Origin of the sequence: Polaromonas sp. YR568, from assembly GCF_943372955.1 — a bacterium.
GTDB lineage: Bacteria > Pseudomonadota > Gammaproteobacteria > Burkholderiales > Burkholderiaceae_C > Polaromonas.
In genome coordinates this window covers 297,429-311,604 of record NZ_CALSAL010000003.1, presented here as the reverse complement: position 1 = coordinate 311,604, position 14,176 = coordinate 297,429, and the positions used below count along the sequence as shown (strand labels likewise).

13 protein-coding genes and 1 pseudogene are annotated in these 14,176 nt (G+C 59.5%); 3 read left to right on the top strand and 11 right to left on the bottom strand.

What is annotated here, in order from left to right; all coding sequences use genetic code 11:
• The 5 genes and pseudogenes from AAG793_RS11685 to AAG793_RS11665 form a co-directional block, all read right to left on the bottom strand.
• Positions 1-338: pseudogene (locus AAG793_RS11685) on the bottom strand (efflux RND transporter periplasmic adaptor subunit); the annotation flags it as partial.
• Entirely contained in the window at positions 335-1,621 is a 1,287-nt protein-coding gene (locus AAG793_RS11680) for a TolC family protein (protein ID WP_341908411.1), read from the bottom strand. The gene AAG793_RS11680 and the pseudogene AAG793_RS11685, both read right to left, overlap by 4 nt.
• Positions 1,622-1,697: 76 nt before the next feature.
• Positions 1,698-2,051, bottom strand: a complete 354-nt coding sequence (locus AAG793_RS11675) for a hypothetical protein (protein WP_341908408.1) — start codon at positions 2,049-2,051, stop codon at positions 1,698-1,700.
• A 1,167-nt stretch (positions 2,052-3,218) separates the two neighbouring features.
• Entirely contained in the window at positions 3,219-4,535 is a 1,317-nt protein-coding gene (locus AAG793_RS11670; RefSeq protein WP_341908406.1) for an integrase family protein, read from the bottom strand.
• Positions 4,536-4,848: 313 nt separating this feature from the next.
• The gene (locus tag AAG793_RS11665) at positions 4,849-5,712 is read right to left on the bottom strand and encodes a hypothetical protein (protein ID WP_341908403.1); all 864 of its coding nucleotides are present in this window, start codon (positions 5,710-5,712) and stop codon (positions 4,849-4,851) included.
• Positions 5,713-6,090: 378 nt separating this feature from the next.
• Here AAG793_RS11665 and AAG793_RS11660 point away from each other — a divergent pair, with 378 nt between their 5' ends.
• Positions 6,091-6,282, top strand: coding sequence for a hypothetical protein (locus tag AAG793_RS11660; protein ID WP_341908401.1), 192 nt, complete (start codon positions 6,091-6,093; stop codon positions 6,280-6,282).
• A gap of 89 nt (positions 6,283-6,371) precedes the next feature.
• Here AAG793_RS11660 and AAG793_RS11655 read toward each other — a convergent pair whose 3' ends face one another.
• Genes AAG793_RS11655 through AAG793_RS11640 form a run of 4 tightly spaced genes read right to left on the bottom strand, consistent with a single transcriptional unit; the run spans position 6,372 to position 9,743 of the window.
• Entirely contained in the window at positions 6,372-7,211 is an 840-nt protein-coding gene (locus AAG793_RS11655; protein WP_341908399.1) for an alpha/beta hydrolase, read from the bottom strand.
• The gene (locus AAG793_RS11650) at positions 7,208-8,017 is read right to left on the bottom strand and encodes an ABC transporter ATP-binding protein (protein WP_341908398.1); all 810 of its coding nucleotides are present in this window, start codon (positions 8,015-8,017) and stop codon (positions 7,208-7,210) included. Before AAG793_RS11650 ends, AAG793_RS11655 begins: the two co-directional genes overlap by 4 nt.
• Positions 8,010-8,798: an ABC transporter permease gene (locus AAG793_RS11645; protein WP_341908396.1), complete on the bottom strand. Its 789-nt coding sequence runs from the start codon at positions 8,796-8,798 to the stop codon at positions 8,010-8,012. Before AAG793_RS11645 ends, AAG793_RS11650 begins: the two co-directional genes overlap by 8 nt.
• A complete protein-coding gene (locus AAG793_RS11640; protein WP_341908394.1) occupies positions 8,799-9,743 on the bottom strand; it encodes an NrtA/SsuA/CpmA family ABC transporter substrate-binding protein in 945 nt (314 codons plus the stop codon). It abuts the gene before it with no gap.
• A 230-nt stretch (positions 9,744-9,973) separates the two neighbouring features.
• Here AAG793_RS11640 and AAG793_RS11635 point away from each other — a divergent pair, with 230 nt between their 5' ends.
• Positions 9,974-10,873 carry an amino acid ABC transporter substrate-binding protein gene (locus tag AAG793_RS11635; protein WP_341908392.1) on the top strand — a complete coding sequence of 300 codons (900 nt, stop codon included), beginning with the start codon at positions 9,974-9,976 and terminating at the stop codon, positions 10,871-10,873.
• A 24-nt stretch (positions 10,874-10,897) separates the two neighbouring features.
• Here AAG793_RS11635 and AAG793_RS11630 read toward each other — a convergent pair whose 3' ends face one another.
• Positions 10,898-12,250: a hemolysin family protein gene (locus AAG793_RS11630; RefSeq protein WP_341908390.1), complete on the bottom strand. Its 1,353-nt coding sequence runs from the start codon at positions 12,248-12,250 to the stop codon at positions 10,898-10,900.
• 23 nt (positions 12,251-12,273) lie between these two features.
• On the opposite strand from AAG793_RS11630, the gene AAG793_RS11625 reads away from it, so the two are divergent.
• Positions 12,274-13,149, top strand: a complete 876-nt coding sequence (locus AAG793_RS11625; RefSeq protein WP_341908388.1) for a symmetrical bis(5'-nucleosyl)-tetraphosphatase — start codon at positions 12,274-12,276, stop codon at positions 13,147-13,149.
• 35 nt (positions 13,150-13,184) lie between these two features.
• Here AAG793_RS11625 and AAG793_RS11620 read toward each other — a convergent pair whose 3' ends face one another.
• On the bottom strand, positions 13,185-14,165 hold the full coding sequence (locus tag AAG793_RS11620) for a YihY/virulence factor BrkB family protein (protein WP_341908385.1): 981 nt from the start codon (positions 14,163-14,165) through the stop codon (positions 13,185-13,187).
• Positions 14,166-14,176: the final 11 nt, after the last annotated feature.

The window sequence follows — 14,176 nt, the reverse complement described above, 5'->3', positions numbered from 1 at the left end:
ACCAGCATCATGTCCATGAACGGCGACTTGGCTGGCTTGTCGAACTTGCTGGCGGGCACCATGGGGTCGTGGTAGTACAAGACCTTGCGGCCTGTGGCTGGATCGGTATCGCCAGCCTTGATGCCGGCGCTGATGTGCCGGCGGGTTGCTTCTTCACCCTCGGCAATGCTTTGGGGGACAGCTATAGGCTCCGCACCTTGAGCCGGCGTCGCTTCACCCGGTGTGGCAGTGGCCACCGTACTGCTGCCGTTTTTCATTCCCAGGCTATACAGGCCATAGCCTGCCGCTCCCAGCACACCGGCGGAAATCAACGCGCCAACGAGGTATTTCTTGTTCATTGCTGCTCCTTGGTGTGTACTGGCAGGTTATGTTCGGGATTGAGGTAGTTGAGCTGGGCCCACGAACGCGCGGTTTCCATCTCCACGGTCAAGGCCTGTATGCGGATGTCAATTTCATCGCGGCGCGCGGCCAGTGCGCTGGTCAGATCGCCTTTGCCCGTGCGATAGCTGGTCAGCGCCGCCTCGGTGCGCTGCCGAGCTGTCGGGATCAATTCATTGCGATACCGGCCGACCCGGTCCTTACCTGTCTGCCAATCGTTGAGCCAGCCGCGCACCTCGGATTCGCGGTTTCGCAGCATGTCTTCGTAGCGAGCCTTGGCCTCGTCGACCAACGCCAGCTTGGCACCCAGTTCGCGGTTCTGGCGATTCTTTTGATCCCATTGCAGCGGGATGGAGACGCCGATGGAGATCATGTTGGAGTAAGCCGGACCGCGCTGCGCATAACTGGCTTCAATGGCCCAATCCGATTGCTTGTTCGCTTGAGCCAGTCGGGCATCTGTTTCGGCAGAATCAACTTCAGCGCTGATGACCAGAAGATCAGGGTGCTGCTTCAATTGTTCGCCTGAAACCTCACCACGCAGTGGGGTGGTGTGCCATGGCAGTGAGCCTGACAGTGGTCGGTCTCCATCCGGCGCGCCCACCCAACGGGTCAGCATCAGGCCTGCGTTGCGTGACTGTCGATCAATCTGGCTCAGGCGGTCCTCAAGCTGCATCACCGCGCTGCGTGCGGCGAACACATCGGCCTGACTTCCCCTGCCGGTGCTGTAGGCGGTGTCTGCCGCTTGCACCTGCAGCCGGGTTTCTTCGGCCTGCTGCCGCACCAGCTCACGAATGGCGTCGGCGTAATACCGCTCCAGCCAGGCCAGTGCCGTGTCGCGCTGCAGGTTGGCCAGGGTCAGCTGCCGCTGTGCCTGCACCTTCTGTGCGTCGCGTTCAAAGCGCTCTGCGCGTAACTGGCGCTTGCCGGAGCGCGTGATTTCCTGCATCACGCCGATTCGACGCATGGTCATGAAGTCACGCGTCAGACTGCCGCGATCCGCGCCGTCCGCCGGCAGGTTGTCGATCCCGAACTTCAGCACTGGGTCGGGGAGCTGGCCAGCCGCTACGGCTTGCTCACGGGCGGCGGCTGTCAGCGCGCCTTGAGCGACCAGCTGCTGGGATCGGCCGATGGCAATGCGCTGCGCCTCGACCAGAGTCAGAGGGTCAGCGGCCCAGGACGCAGACGCCGCTGCGAGTATTAAGCTGGCAGCGACTGTCCGAAACTTCGGAAATGGGATGAACATAGAACCTCCAGAGCACGAATAACGGCCTGTCGAGGCACGCGAAATGCATCAGACAGGAGCTAAATGGCCTGAAAGGTCAGAGTCGGAAGCAGCAGTTGCGGATGGCGACTGGAGGGGAGGTTGGGCGCTGAAGATGAGAAGCCTGCAGCGGCGCCTCAGAAAACACTGGCATGGCGATCTGCAAACTGAAGTCGGCAGGTAAACCGCCGATGAAAACAACCGATGGCACCTGGTACTTGTCGGCTGACTGTTGGCCCGCCTGGCAATGCGCATGACACAGGTTAGGTTGTTGATCGTCCATGGTGAAGGCCATGGATTCGGCGCACGGCATGCCGGCTTCGGCCATAGCGGCCGCTTCACTGACTTTGGAACCTGAAGCCGGGCAGACATAGCTTGCCACCGCCAGCTGCATAAAGAGCAGGCTGACCATTGCGAAAAGCACGGTGATCAGGCGTTGGTGACTATTTCTAGGCATGACGGGAGTTTAATGGAGCTCTGACCGGTGAAACGCGCGAAAGTTCTCAGTTTTTCGATCTACCAAAACCACCTAGCAGGCCATTGACCTTACCGCATGTCAAATTGGAAAGCAGGTCCAGCACACAGGTGTCGGAGTCGAGTATGCAATGGAGCTTCTAAAGCAGGAGGAAATTCGGTCCTGCTGTAACCGGTCGTTCGTGAGTGTCGGCTTCTGGCCCGTTAGCCGACCATAAGAACGCGCCGTAGTTCATCGGTTTTCCAAGCAAGCCTCCCACACACACGAATCGGATTGAGCGGTCCGTTCTGATATGTTGCCCAGCGCCTGAGTGTCTGTTGTTTTCGGTTCAAGTAATAAGCTGCAGCGGCAGTGTCCAAAACGGGCCGGGTAACAGATTCAAGCGGTGGATAAATTTGCTGCTCTGATGATTTGAGATTTTCAGTGTTTTCGACTGACATAGGAGAGCTCCAGTGCAATCCAAGTTCGTCTTGGTCCGGCCGTCGTATGCCTTCCCGTTTTTTTCCGTGTGGGAACACGTGGCGTAGCGTTGAATTGAGAGGGCCAACTCTCAATCCACCAGGCTGAGACGGCCCTGGCGTCGTGAATTTACATATTTAGTTGGAGGATCCGGACTCCATTGCGATGCTCACATCGCAATGCGCGATGGAGTTTCATGGCAAGAGTGGTTAGCACGCTGCGATCGGGTGCTTTTCCCACTGCGGTCTGTATGAGAGGTAGTGCCTAGAAGGTCACCAAAAACTAGCAATCGGGAGTGTGATTGAGAAGAAATCGTCGCGCGTGATCAAGGCGAGATCTCTGAGGTATAGCGAATTTATGTTTGCATACCCAGCGGAACCGAAATAGCTCTTTTGGGGTCAACACAAATTCACCTTTCCCGAAAACCTCGATGGAGTACCGGGGTTGAGAGGTTGATGCTGGGTAAACACTCGAATGACGAATGATTAACCAAGGCTTTCGCCTAATTTGATGAGATGCGAGATCTCTATGCTCACTGAGTGTGAACTGACTGCCTAACGACGACGAATGGAGGCTACCACCGGATTATGTAAGTTGCAATACTTTCCACCCGTCAATTTTTAAGACCACCCCAATATTTACAAATCACGATATATCTGCCCTTGGCAGGGCCTTGTCGCTACGCGCAACACCGGATTTTTCCAGAATGAATGCCTCAATCAGATCTGAGAACGGCCTCAAAGCATCCAAACTTCTAGGCCTGTAATTCTCGGCAGTTCCACTCGGCTTATGTCCCATGATCTGCGCGATAGCCCCCGCGGGAGCACCAGCTGCTTCTCCCAAAAGTGAAAAAGAGCGCCGCAATCCGTGAATGGTCATGCTGTCTATTCCGGCACGTTTCAGCGCCATTGTGTGGCTAGCACGGGGGTCCGTAAGACGCCCGGACTTGCCCTTGCTGAAAAACACATACTCGTTCAACCGGGAAAGACCGGATAGTTGCTCCGCCAAATAGGACGTCAAAGGTATTACGCGGGTCATCTCTACTTTGTCGGCGAGCGTCAGCTTGCGCCACTTAAAGTCGACATCCGCCCACTTCAGTGCTGCCAGCTCTTCGCGGCGTGCGCCCGTCAGCAACAGAGCGCGCAAGTAGACGCTCGCCGATCGATTACTTAACTCATCTGCAGCGCTCCACCAGCCTGGAAGCTGGGCAACTTCAAGTGCATCGGTCCGTCGATTGTTGGCTGGCAGACACTCAACAATTGAAGCCGCTTTACCGGCATCCCTCTCGATCAATGAACGGTAAGCCTTGCGAGCTGAACACCACCGCAGAAATCCCTTGAACATCATGAAGGCACGAGCTGCTTGATACTTGCTGATTAGCGTCTCCGAGTCAAACCAATCCTTGAGCGTATCCTCGCCCACCTCATTCATTTTGAGTGTCAGGAGAGGATAGAGAGGCCCTTGGCGGGTCAGCCCCTTGCCTCGTTTTTTCTTCACGCCACCAGCGGATGCCATGAGTTCAAGATCAGCGCGGTATCCCGGCTTCCAAGCGTCCCGGCGCTTGGGCTTTCCTTCCCGCAAGTAAATCTCCCAGACCTCTCCCACGGTCAGAGCGGATAGCTCGTCATCACGCTCCTTGGCAGAGGCGGCAGCTTTCTTTTCAGCGGCAGCGGTTATGGCCTCTCGTTTGAGGCTTCGCGGGTCGAGACCCTCATCGATCAGACGCTGAAGCGCCCTTGCCTTCTCCTGAGCCTGAGAAATGTTCCAGGCATGAGGGCTCCCAATCGTGAGACGAATGGTCTTATCTAGATACCGTCCTTGAAAAACGTATGAAGGTTTTCCGGCCGGTGTCGCCCTCAACGCAAGCCCCGGAGTGGTAGCGTCCCACATGAAAACCTGAGACTTCTCTGGGGGACATTTAAAGTTGGCCACCCGGGCGGCCGTGAACGAGACTCTCGCCATATCCAACCTTCTCATTACGCTTACATCCCTACCGATGTAACTATGGATGTAAGCAAAATATCGGAATATTGATCAACTTTTTTCAACATCGCGGCTGATCGGGTTTCAGCCATGTCATCATAAACCATTGATTTATAACAATATTTCAATGAAATTCAACGATGTGGAATAGTTGTATTCTCTTTTTCGTAATGAGAAGGTCGGGTGTTCGATTCATCTCTCCGGCACCAATGAAAGCCCCCTAGCTGTGATGGTTAGGGGGCTTTTTCATGTCACCAACGCGTAACCCAACCAAGTTATGGGGCATTCTCCTTTACTGGACAACGCCTGAATTGTCAGTCTTCGCAGGTCGTATATCTGCAGCAAAATGTCCCAGGTACTGGTTCATGTTGTCACGCTGCTTCGCGATGCTCTTATCAGCGCTGCGCTTATAGTCGTCCAGACTCAGTGGAAGCTCCAACTCTTTTCGAACGGAAATTAGCAATGGGGCGACTTGCGAGGAAAGCGACAGAGATGCAGCACTACATTCGCCGATAAAGTCGAGGTGTTGCAAGCCAAATTGAGTCGCAACTTCCTGTCGCTTTTGGATGTTTTTTTCCAGGCGACCTTGTTCAAAGTCAGCGTACTTGACTAACGCGTCCCATTGATTCTTTTCCACAACACCACTTATGTTGTGTTGCTTCATTTTCTCCACAGCACGATCAAGTTCCTGCTGAAGGGCTGAAATGATGCCATCCTGCGTCGCGATCTGATTTTTGACAGCCATCAACCGATGACGGGTTGCAAAAAGCCGTAAGACTTGGGAGCCATACTCCCCCGTGACTTCTAACAATTTTTCGATAGTTCCTGATGTGGCTACAACCTGCACTTTGGCAATGGCAGGAGATTTCTCAGAATATCGCTCAAGCACCTTGTTGTTTGGAATATCCAAATTCGAGAGACTGGACAGCGTAGAAATCGCAACCGAAATAGCTTCTGCCGCTTCCAAAAAGATTTCTTTCTTCAAATTCAGCTCACGCTCTTGAGCTTTAACAAACCGCTCGTGCTCAAACTGTTTCAACAATCTAGCCATACTGTGCCGATTAGTTAGCCAGACCGTCAGTACGGAAATAAATGAGCCGAACACTACGCCCCAAAACGACGCTGGAACCTTATCCAACAAATCGAAAAAACTCATTTAAATCAATCTCCCTTTGTCGAGCTGGCGATGGGAGCAGCTCCCAAGAGCGGAATCTATACGATTTGCGGCGACTTGCAAGCCATCGGGCGCTACGTGTGCACAACGTTCCACCATGGACTGCGTTTTCCATCCACCGAGTCGCTGCAACTCGTGTGTAGGTGTTCCAGCTTTGGGCTGCTGCCGGTCTCAAAGACACTTTTCTAACGCAGTCAATGAACCTCGAAGCAGCCCCACAAGTCCAACTATTGCAATAACCTTCATTCACGCTAGCTTCACATCCCACTGGTTTAATCCTCCCATCCCCAACGGGACCGCGTGGATCTTCAAATCCATTTCATCTTCAATGCAGTCGCAAATTTGTGGGGTGTTTTCAAGATGGCAGATTTCGAAACCGCACTCCTATGGGTGCTGGCTGGTGTGGTGATGGTGTTGGCCGTGACGACCACCATGGGTCACCGGAAGACTCGCAAGACGGTGCGGCAGATTGCCCGGGAGCGGGAAGACCTGCGCAATGAGCGGTCCAACTACGACAACAAGCGCGACAGCACGCAGCGGCCGCTGACCTGATTCTTCTCGCCGGGTCGTGTGGTGGCTGGTGAGCGCCTTCGACTGACAACCGGCCAGCTGCCACGCTGGCCAGTCAACTCAAATCGCTGTCAGCCCTGATCAGCAAGCTGCTTCGCTGCCAGGCTCAAAGCCCCCTGCGGGTTGGCGAGCTCGGGAAGAATCGTGAAGTGATTCAGGCCAGCCAGTGGCAATAGCGCCCCTGGCAAACCTTCCTTGCTTCGCTGGGCGAAGAACTCTTCAGACTGGCGCCGCAACTCGGGCAGCTCTGCCCCACCGTAAGCGATGGTCATGGGCTTGGGGCTCAGCGGCAGCAGCGCAGGGCTGAGTGCGCTCACTTCCGGCTCCGCCAGTTTGAGCTTGGGGTTCAGGTAGCTCAGGCGCACCGGCTCCAGGTCGTAAATGCCGCTGATGGCCAAGCCAGCCACCACGCCGGGCTCGTCCATGCACATGGCGGTGAGGTGGCCACCTGCCGACCAGCCTGAGACCACGATGCGGTTCACGTCTGCACCCCACTCGCCCGCATGGGTGTGCAGCCAGCCGATGGAGGCGCGCACTTCGTTGACGATGTTGGCCAGCGTGGCTTCTGGCGCGAGGGTGTAGCCGACCAGCGCGACATGCATTCCGTGCGCGAGCGGGCCCTGGGCCAGAAAGGTGAAGTCTTCCTTGGAGCGCATTTGCCAGTAGCCGCCGTGGATGAAGACCAGCAGCGGGCCGGGCGCTGCCGCCGGAAAGTAATCGATCAGGTTGCGCGGTGCGGAGCCGTAGCGCAGACCGATTCTTGCGCCAGGTGTTTGACGCATCTGCGCACTGAGCACGCCGTTCTGCGCCATCAGCTCGGCGCTGTTGGCCACTGCCAGGCTGTTGTTGTAGGCGGCGTCCAGCGTGGCCTGGTCCATGCCCCGGTAAACAGCGGTACTTGAATCGGTCATGCCGCAACCTTCATCGAAACATGGCTGGAGAGCAACTGGGTGATGTCGCGCCGCACCTGGTTGAACTCGATGCCCACAATGTCGCGCGGGCGGGCCAGTTCCAGCCGTACGTCTTTCTCGATGCGGCCGGGGCCGGCCGTCATGACCACCACGCGGTCAGACAGCAGCACGGCTTCTTCCACGGCGTGGGTGACGAAGATCACCGTGAGCTTGGTGCGCTCCCAGATTTCGAGCAGGTCCTGCTGCAGCTTCTCGCGCGTGAGGGCGTCGAGCGCGCCGAAGGGTTCGTCCATCAGCAGCACCTCGCATTCGTTGGCGAGCACGCGGGCAATCGCCACGCGCTGCTTCATGCCGCCCGAAAGCTGGCCGGGGTAGTAGTCGGCGAACTTGTCCAGACCCACCATGTGCATGTAGTGGCCGGCCAGCTCGTCCAGATTGGCCTTGGGCAGGCCGCGCTGGTGCGGGCCGAAGGCGATGTTCTCCTTGACCGTCAGCCACGGGAACAGGCCGAAGTCTTGGAACACCATGCCGCGCTCTGGCCCCGGGCCAGTGATGGGCATGCCGTACATCTGCACCGTGCCGGAGGTGGCGGTTTCAAAGCCGGCCAGAATGCGCAGCAGCGTGGATTTGCCGCAGCCCGAGGCGCCGATGAGGCAGACAAACTCGCCCTTGTTCACGCTCAGGTTGACGTCGTGCAGGGCCTGCGTTTGCCGGTCGCCCACGGTAAAAGTCTTGCCGAGGTGGCTGACCGACAGCACGGGCAGCGCGTGCCGCTCCTTCGCGGGGTCTTGAATGGTGTCAGACACGGTGTTGCGGGCTCCATTTGAGAACATGGTTGTTGAGCATGACCAGCACCCGGTCGGTGGTGAAGCCTGCAATGCCGATCACCAGCATACCGGCGATGACAAGTTCAGAGCGCGACAGCATGCGGCCATCCATGATGGTGGCACCCAGGCCCTGCTGAACACCCGTCATCTCGCCCACCACAATCAGAATCCACGCAAAGCCGTGGCCCAATCGCAAGCCATTCAGGATGGCCGGCAGCGATGCTGGCAGCACCACCTGGCGGAACAGCGATGACCCGGTGCAGCCCAGCATGGCCGCCGCCTCGAACAGGCGGTTGTCTACCGAGCGTACGCCGAACGTGGTGTTGAATACGATGGGATAGAACGCACCCAGAAACACCAGGAAGATGGCCGCATTCGGGCCGATGCCGAAGAAGATCATCGACAGCGGCAGCCATGCCGTCACCGGAACCGGCCGCAGTAATTGCAGCGTGGGATCCACAAAGTCGCGGATGGCCTTGATGCGGCCGATCAGCAAGCCGAGCGGAATGCCCACCAGCGCCGCAGCGAAGAAGCCCATGTACACCCGCGTGAACGATTGCCACAGGTGGATGTGCAGGGTCTTGCTGTAGGCGTCGTCGTAAAGGCCGCCGAACGCGAAGTCGTAGAGCATCAGCGCCACGTCTTGCGGGACCGGAATCAACCTTGTGCCGGTGATTCGCACACCGGCATGCCAGGCTGCCACCAACAGGATGGGCAGCACCGTCGGCAGCAGAAACCGCCGAAGTGTCGACGCGTTCAACTAGATACTCTTGACGAAGCTGGTGTTGATGAAGGTGGCGTAGTCAGGCAGCTGGCGGATCTGCTTTTTGTCGAGCATCTGCGCACCGTAGTAGCGGGCACGGGTCACCCAGTCGTCGTCGATGCGCCAGGTCAGCTCGATGTTGGGGGCGGCCAGTTCCACCGTCTTGCCGGGCAGGCCGAGCTTTTGCTCGCACATCTCGATGAACGCTGCTCGGTTGCCCACGGCAAACTCGGTGGCCTTGCGGTGCATCTGCAGGAAGGCGCGAATCATGGCCGGGTCGCTTTTGACAACATCGGCGTGCGTGCACATCACCATGTTGAGCGCGCCGGTCGGGGTGTTGTACGGGTACTCCACCACCTTGCCGATGCCGCGGCTCAAAGAGATGGACGGGCCAGGCTCGGCACCCACGTAGGCGTCGATATCACCACGCTCCAGCGCTGCGGGCATTTCACTGAAGGCCAGGCGCACGGGCTGGATGTCCTTGACGGTCATGCCTTCCTGCTTCAGGCGGTCGAGGATCACCACCTCTTGCGTGGAGCCGGGCAGAATGCCGACCTTCTTGTCTTTCAGGGCCTTGATGGAGCTGATGGGCGAATCCTTGCCAGCGACCACGGCCATGCCCTTGTTGCACTGCGCGCCAATCACCACCACCGACTCACCGGCCGCACCACCCAGGGTCGCGGCGGCAATGCCGAAGGCACCGAAAGTCACCGATTTGGTGACGACCGCGTTCTTGCCGTCGGTCGGGGTTTCAAAAGGAATGATTTCGAACTTGTAGCCTGCGGGCGTGAACTTGTCGTAGAAGTGCGGCGTGATGGCGTGCATCAGCTTGAGCGTGCCGACCTTGATCACCTTGTCCTGCGCAAAGGCAGTGTTGAGCAGCGGCGATGCAGCGGCAGCGGCGGTGGCAGAAGAAACCAGGAGTTTGCGGCGAGTGATCATGGTGAGCCTTTCAAAGTGAAGTTCCGGGGTGGTTTCGAGGTTGCATTCCATCTTGTGTGCAAGGACTGTGCCTGTGGCGGGCACGCATCCACGGGGCCAAAATCCCCCTCCAGCGCACCTCTTTGGTGCCAAACAATCTGCAGCACACCCACGCTTGGGGCTGGTTTGCAAAATCCGGGCGCATCCACAAGAATCCACCCATCCCCACCGAGAAGCTTCAGGAGGACTGGATGAGAAAGCACCTGCATGGCGCCCTGCGCGCGCTGTTGATCCCGACACTGGGTCTTTCTGCCCTCGCGGTGGCGGCGCCCGCTGCCCACGCCCAGGCCACGCTGGAAAAGATCAAGCAGCGCGGCCAGATCAATGTGGGCTACCGGGCCTTCAGCGCACCGTTTTCTTCCAGCCAGAAGGATGCGACGCCCACCGGCTACACCATCGACCTGTGCCAGCCCATCATTGAGAGCCTGCGCCAGGCGGTGGGTGACGCCAAACTCCCGGTGCGCTATGTCGAAACGCCGGTCGACGCGCGCCTGCGCATGCTGGGCGGTGGCAATGTGGACCTGCTGTGCGAGAACGTGACCATCACGCCCGAGCGCAGCCAGCGCATGGGCTTTTCAGAGCCGGTGTTTCTCGATGCCGTTCAGGTAGCGGTACGTACCAAAGACAACATCCAGTCGCTGGATCAATTGCAGGGCAAGACGATTGTGGCGATTGACGGCACCACCGCCGCGCCGGTGATGCAGGCCTACGCCAAAACCCGCAACCTGCAATGGGACATGGCCAAGGCGGTGAACGCCGAAGCGGCGCTCGGGCAGTTACAGCTGGGCTGGGCCTCAGGCTATGCGCGTGACGGCACGGCGCTGGCGGCGCAGATCAACAGCCTGGCAGATGCCGCCCAGTACCGCATGCTGCCTGACCGGCTCTCGGTTGAACGCATTGCGATTGCCTTTCGCAAGGACGACGCGGGCATGGCGGCGCTGGTGAACAACGCGATCAAGGCCTCCATCCGCAGCGGCGCGGCGATGGGCTGGTATGACAAGTGGTTTCTGAAACCCACAAGTGCTGGCGGCAAACCGCTGTTCACCGAAGCACCTGCCGAGATGAAAAAGCTGCTGGCGCCGGGGCAGTAGGCGGCTACAGACGCTGCAAATGAATCAGCCGTCGTCGTCGGGGCGGGCTTCTTCTGGCAGCTCGCTCGCCAGCACCTTGTCGATGCGCTTGCCGTCGAGATCGATCACCTCGAAGCGCCAGCCGGCGCATTCGACCTTGTCGCCGGTGCCCAGCAGTCGCCCCGAGACACTTTGCAGCAATCCCGCGACGGTGTTGTAGCGGCCACGGTCTTCTTCCGGCAGCTCGCGAATGTCCAGCCGCGCTTTCAGTTCAGAGACTGGCATCACGCCGTCAATCAGCCAGCTGCCATCATCACGGCGGGTGGCCCAGGCGTCGATTTGTGCACCCGGCTGCAGCTCGCCGGTGATGGCTTCGAGCATGTCCATCGGCGTCATCAGGCCCTGCACCACGCCGTATTCGTCGACCACAAACACCATGCGCGTGGAGCGTGCGCGGAACTGCTCCAGCAGCTCCATACCAGTCAGCGTTTCAGGCACGAACACCGCAGGAATCGCGTAGGCACCAATACGGTCTGCCACCGACGGGGCGTCGCCAGCCGCGTCATCACCTGCAGAACTCTGCCGAATCTGCCCGCGCAACGCCAGCAGCTTGGCCACATTGACCACACCCACCACGTCATCCAAGCCGCCCCGGCACACCGGGTACCACGAATGGCCAGTGGCACCGGCCTGGTCAATCGCGTGCGCCACGGTGTCAGAGGCGTCGAGCCACTCGATGTCAGAGCGCGGCACCATCAGCGAGGTGAGCAGGCGGTCGTCCAGCAAAAACACGTTCTGCACCATCTGGTGCTCATGCTCTTCAATCAGGCCGGCATCCACGCCCTCTTCCAAGCTGGCGGCAATTTCTTCTTCGGTCACTGCGCGGCCGGCGTTCACGTCCACCCGCAGCAGCTTGAGCGAGGCATGCGTGCTGATCGACAGCAGGCGCACAAAAGGCTTGGTCCCGGTGGCCACCCACATCATGGGCCGGGCCACCAGCCGGGAAACAGCCTCCGGATACAGCTGACCGATACGCTTGGGCACCAGCTCGCCGAACACGATGGTGATGAAGGTGATGAGGGTCACCACCAGCGCGGTGGCGGAGATGTCTGCCGCGCGTGGCGAGGCGCCAAAGGTTTGAATCCACGCCGACAGCCCGTTGCTGAAGGCAGCCTCACCGATGATGCCGTTGAGCATGCCGATGGAGGTGATGCCCACTTGCACCGATGACAAAAACTGCGTCGGGTTATCGAGTAGACCCAGCGCAGCCTCAGCCCCCTTGTCGCCCGACTCGGCCATGGCGGTGAGCCGTGCCTTGCGGCTGGCAGACAGTGCCATTTCCGACATGGCAAACACCCCGTTGAGGAGCGTGAGAAAGGCAATCAGCAGGAAATCCATGACTCCGCAGGCAAAATGAACACATGGCACTTTACTTGATTGGCGACCTGCAGGGCTGCCATGCGCCGTTTCAGCGCCTGCTGGACACGGTGGATTTCTCGCCCAGCCGCGACCGGCTGGTGCTGCTGGGCGATCTGGTCAACCGCGGCCCCGGCTCGCTGGAGGTCCTGCGCCAGCTGATGGCTTTGGGCGATGCAGCCGAGTGCCTGCTGGGCAACCACGACCTGCATTTGCTCGCGGTGTGGCAAGGCCAGCGCAAACCAGGGCGCAACGACACCCTGCAGGACATTCTGGACGCACCCGACTGTACGGCGCTGATGGACTGGCTGCGCCACCGCGCCATGGCGCTGCAGCGCCACGGCTGGCTGCTGGTGCATGCAGGCGTGTTGCCGGGCTGGACCGACACGCAAACGCTGGCCCTGGCCGGCGAGGTGGAGCGTGTGCTGCGCACACCGCGGCGGCGGGAGCTGAAAGATTTTTTCAGCGCCATGTACGGCAACACGCCCAACCGCTGGCACGACAGCCTGCTGGGTGCCGACCGCCTGCGCGTGATCGTCAATGCCCTGACGCGGCTGCGCTTTTGCACCGCTGATGGCGAGATGGAGTTCACCAGCACCGAAAGCGCTGGTGCCGCACCGGAAGGCTACTTGCCATGGTTCGCCGTACCGGGGCGGGCCACACTGGGCACACCGATGGCCTTCGGGCACTGGTCCACGCTGGTGACTGAATCGGCCGAGGGCCTACCCAGCGTGCGGCACAACACGCTGCCGCTGGACACGGGTTGTGTGTGGGGTGGGTGCCTCACGGCGGCCCGCTTGGGCAACACACCGGGCGCATTTGAACTGGTCAGCGTGAAGTGCGAGCAGGCCATGGCGCCGTCGCGCAAGACGGCCCGATAGTCACCACAGCACAGCACTGCACCGTGACCACACCATCACGGCGTGTGTGATGCTGCTGCTTCCCTGAGCCGGAGCGCCAGCTTGGCAGACGCGTCGTCAGACCACACGCGCGCCATACTGGCCGCGAGCAGCAGCACGGCCGAAGAAAAGTAAATCCACATCAGGATGACGACCAGCGAGCCGGCTGCGCCGTAGGCAGACACCACTGCTGCGGTGGACAGATACACCGTCATCAAATGCTTGCCCAGCGTGAACAGCAAGGCACCGACCGCCGCGCCCATGACCAGATACCGCAGCGCAGGCTTCGGGCCGAGGCTCATGCGCATCAGCGCCACAAACAGCACGATACAAAACACCGCCGAGGCCAGTTCGTTGATGCCCCAAGCGACCCACTCCATGGGACCATCGCCCCCCGCCCATCCCGACACCACCGCGAGTGCGGTCGAAACGACAAGAGACACCAGCAACAAAAAACCGAAGGCCAGAATGTAGGCCACTCCACGCAGCCGCAGCGTGGCGCTGTACCACCACTTCTGCTGCGAGGGCTGGTCACTGCCCTGACGCCAGACCCGCTCGAAGGCGTCCTGCAGCTCGGCGAACACGCCGGTGGCGCCCGACAGCAGCAAGCCAAAGGCAAACAGCGAGGCAATGATGCCCTGCGAAGGCTCACGCGCACTCGACAGCGCCTGCTGCACCATCTGTGCGCCCTGCTCGCCAATCACGCTGCGAATCTGCATCACGAGACTGGTCTCGATGTAGCTGCGGTCCAGCCACCAGCCGAGCACAGCGACCAGCAAGACCAGCAAAGGCGCCAGACTGAGAATGCCGTAGAAGGACATGGCCGCACTCATGCGCAGGCCGTCGGCGTCAATCCAGCGGTCGATGGCGCGCCAGACGGGTGTGCAGAAAAAGCTGTACAGCGGCCGAACGGCAGGCAACACACCACGCACCCAGGAGGCCAGCAACATCCAGACCGGCGGCCAGCGGTGAAGTTTTCGCAGGGTGTCGAGCGTCATCCACGCAGCTT